A 19,223-nucleotide genomic window follows, 5' to 3' on the forward strand; every position below is an offset into this window, starting at 1 on the left:
CCGGGGGAGCGTTGCGCGCCCCCGGCCACGGGCCAGGGGCGCGCGATGGGTCTGTGCGTCGTGTGGAGGGCGTCGCCCCCGGCAACCTGCGGTGGCCGATATTCCACATGCGCCGCGACAGCCGATGCTGAGAAGATCCGGACATGCCACTCGTCGAGGTCTCGCCCGGAATGTCCCTCGCGTACGAGACGTTCGGTGATCCTTCCGACCCACCCGTCCTGCTGGTGATGGGCTTCGGCGCCCAGATGATCGCCTGGCACGAGGACTTCTGCCGTGCGCTGGCCGACCGCGGGCGCCATGTGATCCGCTACGACAGCCGTGACTGCGGGCTGTCCACCAAGTTCGACGAGCACCCCGTCGACATGGGCCGGTTCATCGCCGCCGTGAGCTCGGGGGACATCGCCTCCGCCCTCGCCATGGTGCCGTACGCATTGACGGACATGGCTGGCGACGGCCTCAACCTGCTCACCGCGCTGGGCATCAAACGCGCTCACGTGATCGGGACCTCGATGGGCGGAATGATCGCCCAGAAGATGGCCATCGCCGAGCCCGCCCGGGTGCTGACCCTGACGTCGATGATGTCCTCGACCGGCGAACCCGAATACGGCCAGTCCGCTCCCGAGGCCCAAGCGGTACTCCTCGGCCCGAAGCCGGCGGACCGCGAGGGATACGTCGCGGCGGCGGACCGGGAACTGGTGTGGGCGTCCAGGCGATACGGAGACGCCGCACTCCTGCGTGAGCTGGCTGCCAGGAGCTACGACCGCGCGTACTACCCGGCAGGAGTCGGGCGTCAACTCGGAGCGATGATCCTCGACGGCTCGCGTGCGGAGGCACTGCGGACCCTTCGGGTACCGACTCTGGTGATCCACGGCTTGGACGACACACTGATCACCCCGAGCGGAGGGGAACGCACCGCGGAACTCGTCCCCGGAGCGAAGCTCTTGCTGATCCCCGACATGGGCCACGACCGCCCGCGCGAACTCTGGCCCGAGATTATCGACGCGGTGCATGCGCACACTGAAATGTAGTGCGGGGGACTGACTGTCGATGACATCAACTCCCGCTATCTGCAAGGTTGTTGGTGAGGCTACTGATCTCCGACGGAACGGGTGCTCGTCCGGTCGAGGTGGGCCTCGATCAGTGCGATGGTGGCCTCCGGCTGTTCGATCTGAGGGAGGTGTCCCGCCTTGGGGACGATCTCCAGCCGGCCGTTGGCGAAGGCGTCGGTGTAGGCGGCGCCGTACGCGGGGCTGACGACGCGGTCGCTCTCTCCCCAGATCGCGAGCGTCGGGACCTTGACCTGCCCGAGTCGGCGCAGCAGCCCGGGGTCGTGCATGTAGGGATCGCCCGCGAGGGTACGCATGGTGGCCATGTTGGTTTGCCTGCGGGCCAGTTCGGCGGCCGGGAGGGTGGCGGGGTCGACGTAGTGGCGGTCCGGGTCGTGCCACGAGTGGTCCGCGACGCCGCGGGCGTCGAGAGCGAAGAAGTCGGTGATCGGTTCCGCTTCCACGTGTACGCCGACGGCGTCGATCAGGACGAGGCCGGTGAGGGTTCCTGCGGTGTCAAGTGTGGCCATCTCGGCGGCGATCCAGCCCCCGAGCGAGGAGCCGATGACGAGGACGTCCCGGAGTCGGCGGTCGCTGAGATATCGCAGATAGGAGTGTGCCAGGCCCTCGATACCGGTGAGCCACTCGGGGCGCTGCGTGCCGTCCCAGCCGGGGTGCACGGGCGTGAGGGTGTGTGTGGTGCGGGAGAGGTGCTGGGCGAGCGCGGCGACTGTGGCCGGGCCTCCGCCGCCGTGAAGGATGAGGACCGGCCTCCCCGTTCCGGCATCGGACACGGTGAGGGGCAGGTCGGCGTACGCGGCTGTTGCGTCGTTGGCGGACATGCGCCCACTGTAACTAAGGATCTTTATATAAGCTAGCTTAATTGTGGCGTAGACTTCATCCATGCATCGTGAGCTGCAAGAACTCGGCAGAGCGGTCAAGCAGGCCCAGTACCGGCAGCACCGGGCGCTCGACAGCGCGCTCTCGGCGGTCGGCACCACATTGGCCCAGTGGGACGCCTTGCGCGCGATCAGCCGCTCACCCGGGGCGTCGGCCCGCGAGTTGGCCGCGTCGACGTTCCAGACGGAGCAAGCCTTCGGAGCGCTGGTCGGCCGCCTCGCGGCCCAGGGTGTGGTCGAGCGCCGGCCGGGCCGCGGCCGGCGCATCGACCACCACCTCACGCCTGCCGGCGAGCAACTCCTGGCAGCCGGCCACAAAGTCGCCGACGAGGTCCTCGCCACCTGCTTCTCCGCCTTGCCCGACCCGGATCGCGCGACCCTGCTCGATCTGCTCCAGCGTCTCAACGCAGAGCCGGCCGAGTAGGCCTGAGTAATGCCTGATGGTTCAGGCGTTCAACCGCGCTGTGAGAGATGCCGGGGCCGATGTTCATGCGTGAGCTCGCCGAGCGCATGAGCTGCGAACCTCCAACGCCATCTTCGTCATCGACAAGCTCGAAAAGCAGTGCCTGGTCGAGGCCCGTGGCTTCTACGACCGGTTCCCCTCCCTTCGCGACGTCGCGGTGCAACGGTCGTGGGGCGGGTGGATCGCGCTGACGTCGTCGTGGCTGGCGGCGGCCGACACTCAGGGCGCCGCCCGGCGGTCACAGCCGGCTTCCGGCCCTCCGGGCGGTAGGAAGCACCTGTTCCGCCCAGATGACCTTTCCCTCGCGGCTGTGCCGTGTGCCCCAGCGCTCCGCGAGCTGGGCGACCAGGAGCAGGCCGCGGCCGCCCTCGTCGGAGTTCCGGGCGCGGCGGAGGTGCGGGGCGGTGCTGCTGGAGTCGAAGACCTCGCAGGTGAGTGTGTCCTGGAGGATGAGCCTCATCTGAACAGGGCTCTTGCCGTGGCGGATCGCGTTCGTCACCAGTTCGCTGATGATGAGCTCCGTTGAGAAGGACAGCTCTTCCAGGCCCCACGCGGTCAAGGTGCAGGATGCGAAGGTGCGGGCTCCGGAGACCGTCGCGGGGTCGGACGGGAGGTCCAGCGTGGCGACGTGGCCGGGGTCGAGTGCCCGGGGCCGCGCCACCAGGAGGGCGACGTCATCGGCGGGACGGCTGGGCAACAGCGCGGCCAGCAGCCGGTCGCAGACCTCGTCCGGCGAGTCCGGTGCCTGGGCGAGGACGTCGCGCAACAAGGCCAGTGCGGTGTCCACATCACGAGTGCGGCTCTCGATGAGGCCATCGGTGAACATGGCCAGCAGGCTGCCCTCCGGCAGTTCCAACTGCGCGGTTTCGAAGGGGAGTCCGCCCAGGCCCAGCGGTGGGCCGATCGGCAGGTCCGGGAAGTACACCGACTTGGAGGCCTGAGCGTCACCGTTGGCGGGCGGGGGAGTCACCACAGCCGGCAGAACGTGTCCGGCACTCGCCAGGGAGCACAGACGGGACACCGGGTCGTAGATCGCGTACAGGCAGGTGGCGTTGGTCTCGCCCGTGTCCGGTGCCTCTTCGCGCTGAAGGCGGATGACCACGTCATCCAGGTGGGTGAGCAGTTCGTCGGGCATCAGGTCGATGTCGGCGAAGGCGCGCACAGCCGTGCGCAGGCGGCCCATCGTGGCGGCAGCGTGGAGGCCGCGGCCGACGACGTCGCCCACGACGAGGGCGACGCGTGCTCCGGACAGCGGGATCACGTCGTACCAGTCGCCGCCCACGCCCGCGTGGGATCCGCTGGGCAGGTAGCGGGATGCCGCCTCGACTGCGGACTGCGCCGCCGGACGCTGCGGCAGCAGGCTGCGCTGGAGGGTGAGCGCGGTGACATGTTCGTGGGTGTAACGGCGGGCGTTGTCGATGTACACCGCTGCTCTGGCCGCGATCTCCTGGGCCAGGAGGAGATCGTCGTCGTCGAAGCGAGCCGCGGTTCGATGGCGAACGAACTGTGCGAGGCCCAGGGTGTTCCCTCGGGCCTGTAGGGGCAGCAGCAGGATCGAGTGGAGGCCGAGGGCGCACAGGGTGTCTTCGTGGTCCGAAGACGGTGCCATCCACGCGGGAACACCGGAGGCCGTGACGAGGTGCAGGAGTGACTGCCCCGTGGTCAGTGCGTGAGCGGGCTCCGACCGAGCAGGGTAGGAATGCGTCTGCCCCGTGGCGACGGCGGAGTCCGGACAGCCGTCCAGGACGGATCGCTGGGCGATACGGAGCAGCACCGGTGTCATTACGGGTGTGTAGGTGCCTTCGTCGGTGAGCACGGAGTCGAGGAGGTCGATGGCGACGAGGTCGGCGAATTCGTCGGTGCAGACCTCTGTGAGTTCCTGAGCGGTGCGGGCGATGTCGAGCGTGGTCCCGATCAGCCTGCTCGCCTCATTGGTCAGGATGAGCCGGCGCTGCAGTCGGCGGTCGCGCTCCTCCTGGTAGGCCGCGACGACTTGTTCCGAGACGCGGTCGACGTACTCGAAGGCCATCGCCACCAGTCTGGTCCCCGCAGCGTTGATCAGCTCCCAGTCGACGCTGAGACGGGTGGCCTCTGCCTGGATCTGCTGAAGCAGGGTCATGTGGCCGAGCCGGTAGGCACGCAGAAGCTTGCTGACCGGTACCCCGCTCCGAGCGAACCTGCGAGCCACCTCCAGGGCGGCAGGAGGTGTTTCGATCTCGGTCGCACCGAGGCCGTGTTCGAGTACGTCGAGAAAGGCGGCGACATGTCCGGCGGTTTCCGCCGGCGCGAAAGCGGCGAGGTCCTCGTACCCCCACAGCTCGGGAAGGTCGCGGCGCATACGCCGCAGCATCACGCCGGCCGACTCGTTCGCCCGTGGCCTGAGCTCTTGAGCCAGGCGACGAAGGAATGCGTCGACATCGTTCTCCATGCCGGAAACGTACCGAAGGTTCTGAACGTGCGCCCCTCCGGGCGGATCTGTCTGCGGCGCGACGGGCTGTGGAGTTGGCCGTGGACGGCGGCGGGATCTTGACCAGGCCGTACCGCGCGCTGGTGTGCCGTCATGGTGGACACGCCTGCCGAGGTGATCCCCGCGAGGGAGCATGCGAGGACGAAGGCCACACGTCCGCGAACACTCCGGCGGCACCACCGCGGCACTCGCCCTGACGTACCTCGACGACCAGGTCGTCCTTTCCGGGGGAGGATACGGCCCTCTCCGCCGCAATCCCCCTCGGCCCCGGAACGGCCTGACCTCGGCGTGCAACAATCTCGATGTATCCAAGATGTACCTTTTATTCCCTCGACGTTTACTGATGCGAACCGCCCCAGGACCGGCTGATCGTTGGAGGACGAGCGTGGCCACGCTGACCGTCTCGGGCTCGCTCACCGCCCGCATGGTCCTCATGGCCGCCAGCTTCACCAGTGCCATCGTCGTGACCTCTCCGAGTGTGCTGTACGACGCGGCCCCGGCCTACGTCGCCGTCCGGGCGAAGCGTCGGCGAACAGCGCAACCACGGCCGGGCCCCACCGCGGCCACAGAAGCGTGGTGACCCCGTGCCAGGCTCGCGATCAGAACTCCCTGACACCCCTCCGGAGCTGTCGCCCGCACGGTGGCTCCTCCGGGTGGCACTCGACGATCCGCAGTGCCTCCCGGAGACCCTGGCCGCCTTCGCGGTGCGGCGGCTCGGCCCCGCCGCCGCCCGCTCGGTCGCCCGTATCAGGAGGGACCACCCGGATATGGATCCGGCAGGGCTCCGTGCACTGGTGACGGCCAGGGGGCGGCGTGCCACGGTGTTCGAGGGAGCCTTCGTCGGTGGCCCGTTCCTGCTTTTCGTACCTGTCGCGTTCTGCGCTGCGCTGCTCAGCCAGGCCCGTACGGTCCTGGAGCTGGCCGCGCTGAGAGGCGGCGATCCCACGGCCGACGACCGCGCCACCGAGCTCCTCGTCCTCCAGGGCGTGCACGAGAACCCCGGCCGGGCCCGGGAGGCTCTCGCGGTCTGCCACGGGGAACAGCCGGCCACCAGCAAACGGGCCGCGCTTCGGCATCCCGTCGTGCTGTGGAACCTGACTCTGCGCATGGCCCGGGTGCTGGGACTGCTCACCGCGCCCGAGCGCACCGGCTGGTCACACAGGCTGGTGCAGGCGGGCCGATGGGTTCTGTTGGGGCTGGTGTTCGTGGTGGGCATCGTCGCCCCTCTGGTCTGGCTGCCCTACATGGCGATGTCGTACCACCAGGCCACCACCCGGTTGACGGACCGGGCCACAGCCTTCTACTTCACCGATTCCGCGCTGGTCTCCCGGCGGCGGTCGCGCCTCGACCCTGCCTCGATCGCCGGCGCCGCCCGCACCCTCCTCTCCCTTCTGGTGCCGGTCGCCCTGGTCGCGGCCACCCTCGTCACGGGCGTGCGGATCGCCGACAGCAGTTGGCCTGTCGTGGGCATCCTCCTGTTCACTGCCTCCGTAGCGGTCGGCGCAGTGTGGCACTGGCGTCGGCGCCGCCACAGGAAATCCGGCGGATGACAGACGGCGGGAAGCGGAGGGCCTTCGCCGACTCGGTTCCCGCCCCTTGTGCGGCCCGACGAGTTGTGGGCGGGCCGGCGGCCGGGTCCCGGTGGGTACGCTCGACCGCATGGTGCAGAGCAGCGCGGAAGACGTCGACGGGTATCTCGACGAGGTGGCGGAGGGGCGCAGGGAAGCCCTGACCAGGCTGCGGCAGCTGTGTTGTACCGAGCTCAAGGGGTTCGAGGAGGTCATGGCACACGGAATGCCCGCATACGAGCGGAACGGCGCTGCCGAGATCGCCTTCGCGAGCCAGAAGCAGTACGTCTCGTTCTATCTTCTGCGGTCCGATGTCCGGGAAGCGTTCACGGCGCGGCTGGCTGCGCAGGACATGGGCAAGGGCTGCCTGCGTTTCCGGAAACCGGAGAGCATCGACTTCGACTTGGTGCGAGACCTGTTGCGGGCTACCGCGGCCGCGCCGGGCAAGAGCTGCTGACGGCCGGTGCAGGCGCAGCAAGCACGCCGCGGCCAGGCGTCAGCCGGCTCCATCCCCGCGGGTTCTACCGGCAGCCCTGGCTGGAGATGGACAGCGACCTGATCGCTGCGTTCGACGACCTCGCCATCAGGGTCTTCGACCAGCTTGCCGAGGGAGACAAGGTGGCCACTCGCCGGCTGTCGGGCGGACACCACACCGGGCAGTTCCTCGATTACCCGCCGACCGGACGCTCCGCCTCCTTCACCGCGACGACGGTCGACCGGATTGAGGTCGGAAAGATCATCGACCACTGGTCGGGCGCCGGCTTCACGGCCTTCCTCCAGAAGCCGGCCGCGTAGATTCGCCGTCCCGCGACGAGCGAGTCCTCGGTCGGGCAACTCCTGAAGGTGGACCTGCGGAGGGGGCCCCGAGTCCGGACCCCGAGTCCCCTACCAGGCCGACATCGGCGCACGGGTCAGCCGAGACGGAACCGCCTGTGCCCCTCGTCCCTTCGGCTGTCGACCGAAGTCTCAGCCTCGCTCGCGGAGATACGCGTCCAGCTCTGCGGCCCCGGTCAGCATGGCCCGCCCGCGGGTGGACAGCCGGCCCCGCCAGTCGCACAGTGCGGCCTCCAGCGGCTCAAGGCCGCCGGCCGCCCGTACCTGGGCGATCAGCGGGGCGATCTGCTCCAACAGGTAGCCACCCCGCCTGAGTTGATGGGCGAGCCGGGCGTCCCGTACGTCGGCGTCGTCGTAGACCCGGTACCCGGTCCGCGGGTCGCGGCGCGGGTGCATCAGCCCGGCGCCCTCCCACTTGCGCAGGGTCGCGGGCCGGATTCCGAGCTTGGCTGCCAGCGGCCCGATGAACGTGCCGCCGGGCCCGGTCACGGGAGCCGGCTCGGACCCCGCACCGGGCTCGGACGCGGTGGTGGGCTCCAGGTCGACAAGGGCGTTCTCGACGGCCTGAAGGGTACGGCGGTCGTCGAGGAGCTGGACGTGGCTCTCGTCGATGAGACGGAACGCCTCCTCGGCCGCGCCCTCGTTCACCGCCCGCATGATCGACGTCGCCCTCTGGTGACCGTGGCCGGGCAGCAGTGCGAGGAACGCGCGCAGGGCTCCCGCGTGCAGCGAGGTATAGGTGCGGTAGCCGTGAGGTGTGCGACGGGCGGCCGGAAGGATGCCGGCCTCCTCGTAGTTCCTGACCGCCTGGGTCGACAGGCCGTGCTCGCGCGCCAGATCAACCGGCCTGAGCCGCCTCCTGCTTTGAAGGTCTGATCCCATGGGCCTGCCGAATCCTGCCGGTATCGCGGAAAAGTTTCAATCGAAGGTTCAACGATAGCGTTTAAGGCATGGCTACTGACATCAAGGACACCGCCCACGCTGTCGAAGCGGCCGCCGTCATGAGGCTGCTCGCGGCCCCGCCGCGGCTGCTCGCTCTGGGGGAGCCCACTCACGGCGAGGACGCTCTGCTCGACGTGCGCAACGAGCTCTTCCGGCAACTCGTCGAGCAGGAGGGCTACCGGACGATCGCGATCGAGAGCGACTGCATGACGGGCCTGGTCGTGGACGACTACGTCACCACGGGCACGGGCACCCTCGACGCTGTCATGGCGCACGGATTCAGTCACGGCTGGGGAGAGTCCGCGGCCAACCGCGAACTCGTACGTTGGATGCGTGCCCACAACGAGGGGCAGCCCGAGTCCGAGCGGCTCCACTTCGCCGGGTTCGACGGCCCGCTGGAAATCACCGGCGCCGCGAGCCCCCGGCAGGCCCTCACCGCACTTCACGGCTACCTCTCGGCCTGGGTGGACGCGAGCCTGCTTCCCTGCACCGCGGAGACACTCGACCGCCTGCTCGGCGCCGACGACCCGTGGACCAATCCCGCGGCGATGATGGACCCGGCCGAGTCTGTGGGGCAGTCGGCCGAGGCGAGGGAGCTGCGGCTGCTCGCCGACGATCTGGTGGCGCTGTTCGACGAGCAGACACCGCACCTGATCGCAGCGACATCGCGGGACGACCGGGACCGGGCGCGCCTGTACGGGCGTACCGCAACGGGCCTGCTGCGCTACCACTTCTGGATGGCCCACACCTCACCGAGCCGCCTGACGCGGTTGGTCGGCCTGCGGGATTCGATGATGGCCGCAAACCTCCTCGCCCTCGCCGAACGGGACCCGGCACTGATCCACGCCCACAACGGCCATCTCCAGCGGGACAAGAGCACGATGCGGATGGGCGGCCAGTTGCTGGAGTGGTGGAGCGCGGGCGCGCTCGTGAACTCCCAACTGGGTGAGGGGTACGCCTTCCTGGCCACGGCCCTCGGCACGATCCAGCACAAGGGAGTGGACACCCCGCCGCCGGACACCGTCGAAGGACTCCTGTACACCCTCCAGGAGGACCGCTACGTCGTCGATGCCCACGGCCTGACTGCCGCCCTCGGCGATACGCAGCCGACCGCCCGCGTGTCCCCCTACTACGGCTACGCCCCACTCGATCCGGCCCACCTGGACGGGTACGACGGGATCGTGTTCGTCAAGGACGTCCCGCGGAGCTAGCGTGCGCGACGACCCGATCGATGCGGCGGCGCCAAGAGCCGGTTCGGCCGGTCCGCGTTCGACACGAACAGTTGGTCCGAACTCGACCTGTCTGCACGGTCGGTGACGGTACCCAGGTCACGTAGTGCCCTAAGGGCGAGGCCACCGCGGCCCCCCGCGTGATCGAGACGGGCACGCGTCACCCCAGAGCGGCCAGCTGATGATGGACCGCCGCGGTGGTGCGCGCGGTCTCGCCCGTCGCGAGCAGGTCCAGCATCGCGCCCCGCAGGACCGCGAGTACGAGGGTGCGCTGGGTGAGAGCGGCCTCGGTGTCACGTAGCGCGGCGGGCTGGCCGGCGGCGAGCAGCGCCAGCCAGTCGCCGACCGTGTCGCGGGCGAACCCGGCCCAGGGCCCGTCGGGTTCGACGAGGGAACGGGCATAGCTCTCGACCCACAGCGTCAGCAGCCCGCGGTGAGCCTCGTCGGAAAGCCATCGCCACAACTCCCGGGCGACAGGCTGCAGCCCCTCGCCCCGGTCCTGTGCCTCGGCGACCTGCTGCATGTGTGCCAGTTCGTCGGCTCTGGCCCGCGCGAGCAGGGCGCGGATCAGACCGTCCTTGCTGCCGAACAGGTAGAGCAGTACGCGCGGGCTGGAGTGGATCTCCTCGGCCAGCGGGCGCAGGGACAGGTCGCCCAGGCCGCTGCGCAGGGCATAGGCGTAGGCCGCTTCCAGCAGCTCCTGCCGTCGCGGGGAGGGGGTTGGTTCGGATCGGCTCACCGCGTTAGTCTACTGAAACAGTCGTTTCAGTGAGCGGAACGGGAGTCTAGGTCGACATGGCAGAGCGCGAGGCGGTTGTCCGGGCGCTGGGCCGGCCCGGCGACCTGGGCTGGGTGGTGATGGCGCACGGTGAGTTCTACGCCCGCGAGTTCGGCTGGGACACCGGCTTCGAAACGTTGGTCAGCCGGATCGTCGCCGACTACGCCGAGGGGAAGAGCCCAGGTCCGCAGGCGGCCTGGATCGCCGAGGTCGACGGAGCGCGGGCCGGCTGCGTCTTCTGCGTTCGCCATGACGACCGGACGGCGAAGCTGCGCCTGTTGCTCGTCGACCCGAACGCGCGCGGCCTGGGCCTGGGAGCCGGCCTGGTCGAGGAGTGCCTGAGCTTCGCGCGGGAAGCCGGGTACGAGGCGATCACCCTGTGGACCAACGATGTGCTCGGTTCGGCCCGGCGCATCTACCAGAAGCACGGCTTCGAACTCGTCGCCGAAGAGCCCCATCACAGCTTCGGCCAGGACCTGGTCGGCCAGACCTGGCAGCGCAGTCTGTAGGAGGGCGTCAGGGGCTGGTCTTGACGATCTTCATGGTGAGGTGGGATTCGAGCCGTCGAACGCAAGGCAGGCCGCTGAGCGTGCCGGTGAGGAAGGCTTCGTAGGCGGCGTGGTCGGCGACGGCGACGCGGATGAAACGGTCGGTTCTCCTCGGCTCCGTGCGGGTTGCGAGGAGCTCGGCCATGCGGCGGTCGATGTCGGTGAGGTGATCGTTGATCAGCTCGGTGACGTGCCCGCACGGGGCCCGGCCGCCGCCTCGTAGCTCCAGGACGGAGCGGATCTCGGCCAGGCTGAGGCCGGCGCCCTGGGCGTCGCGGATGAGGCCGAGGCGCAGGGCCGCATCGGACGCGCAATCACGGTAGCCGCTCGACGTGCGGGGAGGCTCCGGCAGCAACCCGGCCCGCGTTGGCGGTTGCGCGACTGTGGGCGTGGATGTCGCTCTCGGGAACCACGGTGTTGCCGCCTTCCGTCAGCCTGGTGCGGAGGGTCTCAGGGGTGAGTGCCTCGTACCAGCTGTTGAGGTTCATACGGCAATCGACGTGCTCGGTTTCGACGCGCGCCGCCCGACGCCCTCATCGCACCCTGGCTTGTCGACGCGTCTTCTCGGCAGCTGAGAGCGGTGGGCTACTCACTGCCTGGCGTCGGTCCGGCCATCAAGGGCCCTCCACGGTCTTCCATCCCCAGGCGGTGAGCATGCCGGCCGACAGCGCGGCGCATTCGTCGGAGTCCAGGTACCGGACCGCCGCGTCGACGGCCGCGTCATCGATCAGTCCGGTGGTGAGCATCGCCGCCGTGCTGCGTTCCCATGTGTCCGCCCAGAAGCGGCTGATGGGGCTGGCCGGCAGCAGCGGCGGCACATGGATCTCGGCAGCCACGGACACGAGCCCCGCCTCGCGCAGCAGCTGCGGGTACGACGGAACCCAGGAGACATCGGTGCCGATGGTGGTCCGCAGCCCTTGCCACATCGCGCGCATCATCACGGTGTACGGCGTGTCGGGCGTCCGGTCACTCGTCAGGTCGACCGCGTCACTGAGTACCAGCACACCGCCGGGCGCGACGAGTTCGGCCAAAGCCGTGATCAGGCGCTCGCGCTCGGGCAGGTGCATCAGCACGAAGCGCGCGTGGACGAGCCGGAAGCGGCCGGGGACGAAGTCCGAGGCCGTGACGTCGGCTTCCAGCACGTCGAGCCCGGGCACGAGCCGTGCGCTGAGGAAACGTGTGTCGCGGTCCACGGCGAGCACACGTGCCACCCCGGCCTCGTCCAGCAGCCGGCGCGAAACCGTGCCCGTACCGGCGCCCACGTCGAGGCAGTGCCACCCCGGGCCGACGCCGAGTGCCCGCAGTCGCGCCATGGTGATGTCGTCGTAGGCGAGGGCGCCGAAGTCGATGCGCTCGGCCTCACCGGCCTGTTCAGGACGGAAGACGGCCTCGCCATAGCGATCGCCGCCTGGCACGTCCCCGTGCGGAGTGGCGGTCACATCGCGGCCCTGGCCGAGACGCCGTGGGCGTCGTCATCGATGAGTACCGGTGCCCGGTCGGCGCGGGGCCGGAACGCCGGGTCGTAGAGCAGTTTCAAGGCCGGACCTCTTCATCTGTGGGTCGGTGTGGCGGCGGCCCCTCCCGAGGCCACCGCCCCACCGATCTTCTATCGGCGGCCGCCGGCGCCGCCGAGGCGCGCCGGGCCGCTACCCGGACGACTCAGATCCGTGCCGGCGTCGCCGGAAGCATGGCTCGAGGTGTGCTTCCAGCGACCGACGACCACCTCAGGGCAGCAGCCGAGGCCGTCGCTTCGCCGCGACGTCCTCCACCCAGCCCACCAGCGGGATCGCCGCGGCGATCAGCACCCAGCCGACACCGAACATGAACCACTGGCTCTCCAGCGGCAGGTACTTCGCGAATGCGGGCACGTTCCAGAACTGGTCGATCAGCGGCACCGCGAGGATCAGTGCGATCTCGTGCCAGAGGTAGATCGTCATCGCCCGCGCGTTGAAGACCGACACAATCCGGTCGAGCCGTTTGAAGCGCGCCAGCCACGCGAAGTCGACCGTGAAGTACGCCTTCGAGTACATCAGCAGCATCACAAACCCGGCCGACCAGAAAGCCTGCGCAAGGGGGATGTCGTCCAGGTCGTAACTCCCGTACTCCGCCTGGTGGGTGAGGGCGAACCAGGCACCGTAGGCAAGTGCCGCGACAGACAGCACAACGACCGGTCCCGGACGCAGACGGGCCAGGATGCCCTCACGGTGAGCGAAACCGGCGAGCCAGCAGAACAGGAACGTGGCGAAGTCGAGCAGACCGCTGCCGAACCGGTTGTCCGGCGGCTGCCACACAAACTGGAGCACCAGGATCGGCGTGAGCGAAGCGAGCAGCACCGCCACCGGCGCCGGTCGGAACACCTTCAGGAGCAGCGGCGACAGGAGCACGAACCACAGGTAGGCGCGCAGATACCAGAGGATCTCCCAGGCCTGCATGCCCCAGCTGTTACCCGGCGGGTCGCCGAGGGGCACCACCCAGTACACGACCTGCCATCCCGGTATCCAGCCGTGCAGCAGCATCGCGAGGACGACGAAGATTCCCCAGAGCCAGAAGGGCGGCAGGAGCCGTCGTATCCGGCTTCTGATCACCGAAAGGGCCGGCCGTTCCATGGACTTGGCCATCAGTGACCCGGCGAGCGCGAACATGACGCCCATGGAGGGGAAGACGAGGCCCGCCCACACCCAGCCGAACGTGTGGTAGGCCACGACGCGAATCAGCGCGAGGGCGCGAAGCGTGTCGAAGTACCGGTCGCGGCCGCCCGCCCGGACTCCTGACCGCTCGGGCACGGCGGGTTCTCGGTCGCCCGGCTCGATCGCACGGAGAGGTGTGGTGTCCTGATCAAGGCCCTGCGTTCCCGGTGTTTCAGGTGTTTCAGGCTTTTCGGGCGTTGCGCGCGTGCGCCGAGCGGCTCTGTGGCGATTCCCCTGTGCCTCCGAGGTCACCGCCCCACCCCCGTCGGCGTTCCGACCTCGCCGGTGCGCTTGAGTTTCTGCCAGCGCAGCCGGCCGCCCGTGAGGGCGGTGACGGAGGAGTGGATGAGGACCAGGTACATCATCTGGCGGTACGCGATCTGCTGGAGCGGGAGCATCCACAGGTAGCGGTACTTCTCTCCGTCGAGGCGGAACGCGTAGGCGGCGCACACGAGTTGGATGCCGAGCACGGCCAGCCAAGCGAGCAGGGACGCCTTGAAGTCCACGAAGATCATCGAGTAGACGGTGAAGAGGTCGATCAGCGGCGCGAAGACCGGCGTGACGATCTGGAAGAGCACCACGAGGGGCATGCCCACCCGTCCGAAGCGACCCGAAGGCCCCTTGTCCACGAGGGACTTGCGGTGCTTCCACAGCGCCTGCATGGTGCCGTACGACCAACGGTAGCGCTGGCTCCACAGCTGCTTGAGCGAGGCCGGCGCCTCCGTCCAGGCCCGCGCATGCTCCTGGTACACCACACGCCATCCGGCGCGGTGCATCGCGATGGTGATGTCGGTGTCCTCCGCGAGGGTGTCCTCGCTCATGCCGCCGACCTCGAGGACGGCCTGGCGCCGGAACGCTCCGATCGCTCCGGGGATGGTGGGCATGCAGCGCAGCAGGTCGTACATGCGGCGGTCCAGGTTGAAGCCCATCACGTACTCGATGTGCTGCCAGGCACCGATGACCGTGTTGCGGTTGCCGACCTTGGCGTTGCCCGCGACCGCGCCGATGTCCGGGGCGGCGAAGGGCTGCACGAGTTGCCGGACGGTGTCCGGCTCGAAGACCGTGTCGCCGTCCATCATCACGACGATGTCGTAACTGGCGTTGCGTACCCCGTTGTTGAGCGCCGCGGGTTTGCCTGCGTTCTCCTGACGGATCACTCGCACGTTGGGCAGGCCAAGGGACTCGGCGATCTCCTTCGTGCCGTCGGTGGAGCCGTCGTCCACGACGATGATCTCGATGGGATGCGTGCTCTGCGCGAGGGAGTTGAGGGTGTTGGCGATGCACTCCTTCTCGTTGTACGCGGGCACGATCACGCTGACCGGCCTGGTGACGGGCGTCCCCCAGCTGAACCGGCGTTTGTTGCGCTGCCTGTAGTGGCGCCGCGCGAGGACCAGCATCATCGCGAATCGCGCCATCACGGCGACTCCGACGACCGCGAGGAAGACGGCCAGCGTCGGCACGGTCCACTCTGCGATCGCGACCGCCACGATGAGCGCCTTGCCCTCGTAGAGGGTGGTGCCGGTGGCTTTGGAGTGGGCGGCCTGGTCGACATTGCGGGCACCGCCCGGAGCGTTCGTGCCGGAGGAGGGAGGGGTTCCCTGTTGGGCCGCGCCACCGGGTGCCTGGCCGGACCTCCGCGCCTCACCGGGCTGAGCGCTTCCGTCCTGCGTGTCGCCGTCCTGCGCACCGGCGCCCTGCGCACCGGCGCCCTGCGCGGAGCCGCTCTCGGCGGAGCCGTTCTGTGCGGAGCCGCCGCCCCGCGCCACCGTCCTGGCCATGGCGCCGCTGACCGTGGTGAAGGTGTAGCCCTTCGCCTTCATCTTCTTGATGTACTTGGGCAGCGCCTTGAGCGTCTGGTCACGGTTGCCGCCGGCGTCGTGGAAGAGCACCGACGCGCCTTTGTTCTTCTTCGGCGTCGCCCACTGGACGATCTTCGAGACGCCCGGCTTCTTCCAGTCGTCACTGTCGGTGTCGACGAAGACGCTGGTGTAGCCCATGGCGCCGAGCTTCTTGTAGACCGGCCAGCTGTAGTTGTCGATCGCGGCGGCCTCGGACGAGTAGGGCGCGCGCACCAGCTTCGTGGTGATGCCGGCCGCTCCCGCGAGCGCCAGCTGGGTCTGCGTGAGCTCACGCTTGACACGGGCGTCGCTCTGATAGGAGAGGTCGACGTGGGTGAAGGTGTGCAGGCCGACCTCGTTCCCCTGCTCGACCATGTCCTTCACGATGCCGGGGTGTCGGGCGATCATGGAACCCACGAGGAAGAACGTGCCGTTCACCTCGTTGTCCGCGAGGATCTTGAGGACCTTCTCGGTGTACGTGGCGTCGGGACCGTCGTCGAAGGTGAGCACGATGGTCTTCTTCGGAACGGACTGCGTCCGCATGGAACCGTTCGTCGAGGTCAGAATCGGTCCGCCGTCGAGGATGCGCTGCGGCACCTTGTCGTAGGACGCGTCGGTGCGGACGCGGTGGTCGCCCAGGACCTCGGCCCGCAGATATCCGTCGAGCATCATCACGCTGACGAGTCCGAGGACGAGAACGAGCGCGAGGACGACGCGTGGCCGCTGCAGAGCGGCGGCTCTACGCCCGGCGCGCTCGAAGCGGGAGGGAGCGGCACGGCGACGGCGCCGCGCAGAGGTGTTGCTGGTCATGTTTTCCCTTACCTGCGCGTCAGTGGGCGTCGGCGGCTGATGCCGAGGGGGCGGGCAGCGAAGGGCTGGGCGAGAGGGAGGAGCGGGTGGTCGGAGGCGTTCCCTGCTGCTGACCGGCGCCTCCCGGGGCGCCGTAGCCGGCGTCGGCCGGAACACGACCGGTGCCGACGCCGCCACCTCCACCACCTGCGCCGCCGAAGGGCAGCAGGTCCGTCGTGCTCACGGACACGCCCCACCCCATGAACGACAGGCCGAGGACGACCGCGTAGCCCACACAGGCGACGACCACGGCAAGGCCGAACCTGCGCAGCAGCTTGGCCCGCCGTCCGGAACTGTCGACGAATACGGGGCCTTCATCGGCCCCTCTTCCACGTTTGCGGTGGCTTCCGCGCCCACTGGCACGGTTTTCGACGGAGGAATCGAAATGCATTCTCGGGACGCTAAGGGATCTTCATGTGGCCCATCACAGGCATTCCTGTGCGCACCCTGAGAAGGCCCTGAATTCGCTGTGATGTGCCTGATGAAACCTGGATCACAGGCTTACGTGTTTCAGTTCCGGGACAGGACCGACAAGAAATGGGTGCATGCGCGATGAGGAATGTTCTGGGGAGGCCGGCCGCCGCTGTCGTGTCGCTGGTGGCGGCAGCGACCTGCGCGGGGTGCTCATCGGGGAGCCCTGGCCCGGCCGACGCGTCACCGCACGGCGCGCCCTCACGGGCCGCGAGCGCACCCTCGTCATCCAGCCCGTTCGCCCCCTACGTCAGCGCCACGGACGCCTCGGACCTGGACGCGGCCGGGTCCCCCTCCGCGTACAACCTGGCCTTCACCATCGCGGACGGCAGCTCCTGCACGCCCACGTGGAACGGCACGGAGGCCGTCGGCGACGCGACGGTGAAGAAGCGGATCTCGGCACTCGAGTCGTCCGGCGCGACCGTGCGGGTCTCCTTCGGCGGGGCGTCCGGCAAGGAACTGGCCGAGACGTGCGGCAGCGCGTCCGCTCTGGCCGACGCCTACGCCGCCACGCTCGACGCCGCGGGCGCCACCCAGGCCGACTTCGACATCGAGGGCGATGCGCTGAAGGACTCCGACTCGGTGACCCTGCGCTCGAAGGCGATCGCCCTGCTCCAGAAGAAGCGCACCGACCTCGACGTGTCTTTCACACTTCCCGTGATGCCCTCGGGCCTGGACGCGGACGGCGTGGCCCTCCTGGAGTCGGCCAACGACCAAGGCGTCAAGGTGTCCAGCGTCAACATCATGACGATGAACTACGGCACGTCCTACACCGGCGACATGGGCGACTACGCCATTACGTCGGCCAAGGCGGCCCACGCCCAACTCGCCGACGTTTTCGGGCTGTCGGAAAGGAACGCGTGGCGCGGACTCGCCGTGACGCCGATGCTCGGCACGAACGACATCGACAAGGAGACGTTCACCCTTTCCGATGCCGCCCAACTGCGTACCTTCGCGGAGACGAAGGAGCTTGCCTGGGTCTCCATGTGGTCCACGTTCCGCGACCAGCAGTGCTCCTCTGCCGGCACGTCGTCGGACGACGCGCTCACCAACTGCAGTGGTGTGCAGCAGAGTTCGGGAGCCTTCGGCAAGGCCCTGTCCGACTGAGGCGACGCGTTCGGGACAGGGGCGGCGCCGATGCCTTCTTCGAGAGCGAGACCGTGACCGACGCACCTCGGGCGCCTGTCCGGCATCACTCAGTTCGACGAGCACTGATGCGGCATCATGCTCCGCATGTGCGACTCTCCCCACCCTCAAGGTGCCGGCGGCAATCTGGCGCACAGTCGGGTGCCGATGACTGGCCGCGATCCCCAAGAACCCGGACGGGTCTCTTCACCGCTGGAGCTGTTGTTCGACCTGACGTTTGTGGTCGCGGTAGGAACCGCCTCCTCCCAATTCGCCGAGATGGTTGCCGAGGGGCATACCGGAGAGGCGGTCACCGCATTTGTGCTGGCGATGTTCGCGATCAGTGTCGCGTGGATCAGCTTCAGCTGGTTCGCGTCGGCGTTCGGCACGGACGACTGGCTCTACCGCGCGCTGACGATGTTGCAGATGATCGGCGTCGTCGTGTTCTCGCTCGGCCTGCCCGCGATGTTCCACTCGGTCGACGAGGGCGAACACCTCGACCTGAGGGTGATGGTGCTCGGGTATGTCGTGATGCGGATCGCGATGGTGCTGCAGTGGTGGCGCGCCGCCCGGGAGTCCCCCACATTCCGGGACGTCGGAATGGCGAACATCCGCTGGACGGTGATCGTCCAAGTCGGCTGGGTTGTTATCGCGTTCACGCATCTGCCGCTCAATGCGGTGTTCGCCGCGTTCATCGTCCTCGGTGCGTTCGAACTGGCATTGCCTGTCCTCACCCAGGGCGATGCGGGCGGAACTCCGTGGCATCCTCACCATGCCGCTGAGCGGTACGGCCTGTTCGCCATCATCGTTCTCGGGGAGGGCGTGGTCGGTACCGTCGCGTCCTCGGGGGAGCTTCTCGGCGGTGTGGACGGAACCCATTGGAGCGGCAACGCGATCGCCGTGGTCGTCGCCGGCGTCGGACTGACCTTCGGCATGTGGTGGGTGTACTTCTCCACCCCCTTCGGCGACATCCTCGTACACCGCCGCAGCCGCGGATACCTCTTCGGCTACGGGCACATCCCGCTCTTCGTCGGGGTGGCCGGGGCCGGAGCCGGCCTCCACGTGGCGGGCCTGCACCTGGAGCACCACTCGGAGATCAGTGACGTCGCGGTGGTGCTGTCCCTGGCCGTCCCGGTCGGCCTCTACCTGCTCATGGTGTATCTCCTCCACACGCTGTTGCTGTCCACGGCCGACCCGTTCCACGTGCTGCTGATCTCGCTCACGCTGGCCGTACTGCTCGCGGCGGTGCTCCTGTCTGTGGCCGGCGTCGCCATCGCGGCATGCCTCCTCATCGTGATGCTGGCCCCCTTCGTCACCGTGGTCGGCTACGAGACGATCGGCCACCGCCACCAGCGCCGGATGCTGGAAGGCCTCGACTCGCAGAACCAGTGACAACTGCCCGCGGATAGGGGGCGATGGGCACAGGTGCAGGCCCTGGTGGCCCGCCCGCCGGCCTTCGCCCCTTCCGACTTCCCGCGA

General features: G+C 68.7%; 19 protein-coding genes. 10 read left to right on the forward strand and 9 right to left on the reverse strand.

The annotated features are described in order from the left end of the window. Positions 1-143 precede the first annotated feature (143 nt). The gene (locus OG698_RS43985) at positions 144-1,028 is read left to right on the forward strand and encodes an alpha/beta fold hydrolase (RefSeq protein ID WP_406109744.1); all 885 of its coding nucleotides are present in this window, start codon (positions 144-146) and stop codon (positions 1,026-1,028) included. Between the two features lie 59 nt (positions 1,029-1,087). On the opposite strand, the gene OG698_RS43990 is transcribed toward OG698_RS43985, so the two are convergent. Continuing rightward, the gene (locus tag OG698_RS43990) at positions 1,088-1,888 is read right to left on the reverse strand and encodes an alpha/beta fold hydrolase (RefSeq protein WP_406109745.1); all 801 of its coding nucleotides are present in this window, start codon (positions 1,886-1,888) and stop codon (positions 1,088-1,090) included. Positions 1,889-1,949: 61 nt separating this feature from the next. Between OG698_RS43990 and OG698_RS43995 the strand changes: the two genes are divergently transcribed. Next, complete coding sequence (locus tag OG698_RS43995) at positions 1,950-2,369, forward strand: MarR family winged helix-turn-helix transcriptional regulator (protein ID WP_406109746.1); 420 nt, start codon at positions 1,950-1,952, stop codon at positions 2,367-2,369. Positions 2,370-2,646: 277 nt separating this feature from the next. Here OG698_RS43995 and OG698_RS44000 read toward each other — a convergent pair whose 3' ends face one another. Beyond that, on the reverse strand, positions 2,647-4,836 hold the full coding sequence (locus OG698_RS44000; protein ID WP_406109747.1) for a SpoIIE family protein phosphatase: 2,190 nt from the start codon (positions 4,834-4,836) through the stop codon (positions 2,647-2,649). Between the two features lie 424 nt (positions 4,837-5,260). Between OG698_RS44000 and OG698_RS44005 the strand changes: the two genes are divergently transcribed. The 4 genes from OG698_RS44005 (at position 5,261) to OG698_RS44020 (ending at position 7,238) form a co-directional block, all read left to right on the forward strand. After that, the gene (locus tag OG698_RS44005) at positions 5,261-5,455 is read left to right on the forward strand and encodes a hypothetical protein (RefSeq protein ID WP_406109748.1); all 195 of its coding nucleotides are present in this window, start codon (positions 5,261-5,263) and stop codon (positions 5,453-5,455) included. 73 nt (positions 5,456-5,528) lie between these two features. Further along, a complete protein-coding gene (locus tag OG698_RS44010; protein ID WP_406109749.1) occupies positions 5,529-6,425 on the forward strand; it encodes a hypothetical protein in 897 nt (298 codons plus the stop codon). A 109-nt stretch (positions 6,426-6,534) separates the two neighbouring features. Then, the gene (locus OG698_RS44015; RefSeq protein ID WP_406109750.1) at positions 6,535-6,900 is read left to right on the forward strand and encodes a DUF1801 domain-containing protein; all 366 of its coding nucleotides are present in this window, start codon (positions 6,535-6,537) and stop codon (positions 6,898-6,900) included. An 86-nt stretch (positions 6,901-6,986) separates the two neighbouring features. Further along, positions 6,987-7,238, forward strand: a complete 252-nt coding sequence (locus OG698_RS44020) for an ester cyclase (protein WP_406109751.1) — start codon at positions 6,987-6,989, stop codon at positions 7,236-7,238. A 171-nt stretch (positions 7,239-7,409) separates the two neighbouring features. Here the strand turns inward: OG698_RS44020 and OG698_RS44025 are convergent, their stop codons facing one another. Next, positions 7,410-8,159: a TioE family transcriptional regulator gene (locus tag OG698_RS44025; RefSeq protein WP_406109752.1), complete on the reverse strand. Its 750-nt coding sequence runs from the start codon at positions 8,157-8,159 to the stop codon at positions 7,410-7,412. 68 nt (positions 8,160-8,227) lie between these two features. Between OG698_RS44025 and OG698_RS44030 the strand changes: the two genes are divergently transcribed. Further along, entirely contained in the window at positions 8,228-9,430 is a 1,203-nt protein-coding gene (locus OG698_RS44030) for an erythromycin esterase family protein (protein WP_406109753.1), read from the forward strand. 178 nt (positions 9,431-9,608) lie between these two features. Here OG698_RS44030 and OG698_RS44035 read toward each other — a convergent pair whose 3' ends face one another. Next, on the reverse strand, positions 9,609-10,187 hold the full coding sequence (locus OG698_RS44035; RefSeq protein ID WP_406109754.1) for a TetR/AcrR family transcriptional regulator: 579 nt from the start codon (positions 10,185-10,187) through the stop codon (positions 9,609-9,611). A 56-nt stretch (positions 10,188-10,243) separates the two neighbouring features. On the opposite strand from OG698_RS44035, the gene OG698_RS44040 reads away from it, so the two are divergent. Then, the gene (locus OG698_RS44040; protein ID WP_406109755.1) at positions 10,244-10,735 is read left to right on the forward strand and encodes a GNAT family N-acetyltransferase; all 492 of its coding nucleotides are present in this window, start codon (positions 10,244-10,246) and stop codon (positions 10,733-10,735) included. A 7-nt stretch (positions 10,736-10,742) separates the two neighbouring features. Here OG698_RS44040 and OG698_RS44045 read toward each other — a convergent pair whose 3' ends face one another. The 5 genes from OG698_RS44045 to OG698_RS44065 form a co-directional block, all read right to left on the reverse strand. Next, positions 10,743-11,129, reverse strand: a complete 387-nt coding sequence (locus OG698_RS44045) for a MerR family DNA-binding protein (RefSeq protein WP_406109756.1) — start codon at positions 11,127-11,129, stop codon at positions 10,743-10,745. A 259-nt stretch (positions 11,130-11,388) separates the two neighbouring features. Then, positions 11,389-12,213 (reverse strand): class I SAM-dependent methyltransferase, encoded by an 825-nt coding sequence (locus tag OG698_RS44050; RefSeq protein WP_406109757.1) that lies wholly within the window; start codon positions 12,211-12,213, stop codon positions 11,389-11,391. Positions 12,214-12,498: 285 nt separating this feature from the next. Then, the gene (locus OG698_RS44055) at positions 12,499-13,584 is read right to left on the reverse strand and encodes an acyltransferase (protein ID WP_406111623.1); all 1,086 of its coding nucleotides are present in this window, start codon (positions 13,582-13,584) and stop codon (positions 12,499-12,501) included. 125 nt (positions 13,585-13,709) lie between these two features. Beyond that, complete coding sequence (locus OG698_RS44060; RefSeq protein ID WP_406109758.1) at positions 13,710-16,109, reverse strand: bifunctional polysaccharide deacetylase/glycosyltransferase family 2 protein; 2,400 nt, start codon at positions 16,107-16,109, stop codon at positions 13,710-13,712. A 19-nt stretch (positions 16,110-16,128) separates the two neighbouring features. Continuing rightward, complete coding sequence (locus OG698_RS44065; RefSeq protein WP_406109759.1) at positions 16,129-16,539, reverse strand: hypothetical protein; 411 nt, start codon at positions 16,537-16,539, stop codon at positions 16,129-16,131. A 161-nt stretch (positions 16,540-16,700) separates the two neighbouring features. On the opposite strand from OG698_RS44065, the gene OG698_RS44070 reads away from it, so the two are divergent. Together OG698_RS44070 and OG698_RS44075 are read left to right on the forward strand one after the other, a co-directional pair. Next, positions 16,701-17,726 (forward strand): chitinase, encoded by a 1,026-nt coding sequence (locus tag OG698_RS44070; protein ID WP_406109760.1) that lies wholly within the window; start codon positions 16,701-16,703, stop codon positions 17,724-17,726. A 186-nt stretch (positions 17,727-17,912) separates the two neighbouring features. Further along, entirely contained in the window at positions 17,913-19,136 is a 1,224-nt protein-coding gene (locus tag OG698_RS44075; RefSeq protein ID WP_406109761.1) for a low temperature requirement protein A, read from the forward strand. Positions 19,137-19,223 lie beyond the last annotated feature (87 nt).

The sequence above is a fragment of the Streptomyces sp. NBC_01003 genome (assembly GCF_045162695.1).
Lineage (GTDB): Bacteria > Actinomycetota > Actinomycetes > Streptomycetales > Streptomycetaceae > Streptomyces.

Bases quoted from the DNA above. Each gene is read 5' to 3' on its own strand.
- OG698_RS43985 (WP_406109744.1), top strand. From the start codon at position 144: ATGCCACTCGTCGAGGTCTCGCCCGGAATGTCCCTCGCGTACGAGACG.
- OG698_RS43990 (WP_406109745.1), bottom strand. From the start codon at position 1,888: ATGTCCGCCAACGACGCAACAGCCGCGTACGCCGACCTGCCCCTCACC.
- OG698_RS43995 (WP_406109746.1), top strand. From the start codon at position 1,950: ATGCATCGTGAGCTGCAAGAACTCGGCAGAGCGGTCAAGCAGGCCCAG.
- OG698_RS44000 (WP_406109747.1), bottom strand. From the start codon at position 4,836: ATGGAGAACGATGTCGACGCATTCCTTCGTCGCCTGGCTCAAGAGCTC.
- OG698_RS44015 (WP_406109750.1), top strand. From the start codon at position 6,535: ATGGTGCAGAGCAGCGCGGAAGACGTCGACGGGTATCTCGACGAGGTG.
- OG698_RS44020 (WP_406109751.1), top strand. From the start codon at position 6,987: ATGGACAGCGACCTGATCGCTGCGTTCGACGACCTCGCCATCAGGGTC.
- OG698_RS44025 (WP_406109752.1), bottom strand. From the start codon at position 8,159: ATGGGATCAGACCTTCAAAGCAGGAGGCGGCTCAGGCCGGTTGATCTG.
- OG698_RS44030 (WP_406109753.1), top strand. From the start codon at position 8,228: ATGGCTACTGACATCAAGGACACCGCCCACGCTGTCGAAGCGGCCGCC.
- OG698_RS44040 (WP_406109755.1), top strand. From the start codon at position 10,244: ATGGCAGAGCGCGAGGCGGTTGTCCGGGCGCTGGGCCGGCCCGGCGAC.
- OG698_RS44060 (WP_406109758.1), bottom strand. From the start codon at position 16,109: ATGACCAGCAACACCTCTGCGCGGCGCCGTCGCCGTGCCGCTCCCTCC.
- OG698_RS44065 (WP_406109759.1), bottom strand. From the start codon at position 16,539: ATGCATTTCGATTCCTCCGTCGAAAACCGTGCCAGTGGGCGCGGAAGC.
- OG698_RS44070 (WP_406109760.1), top strand. From the start codon at position 16,701: ATGAGGAATGTTCTGGGGAGGCCGGCCGCCGCTGTCGTGTCGCTGGTG.
- OG698_RS44075 (WP_406109761.1), top strand. From the start codon at position 17,913: ATGACTGGCCGCGATCCCCAAGAACCCGGACGGGTCTCTTCACCGCTG.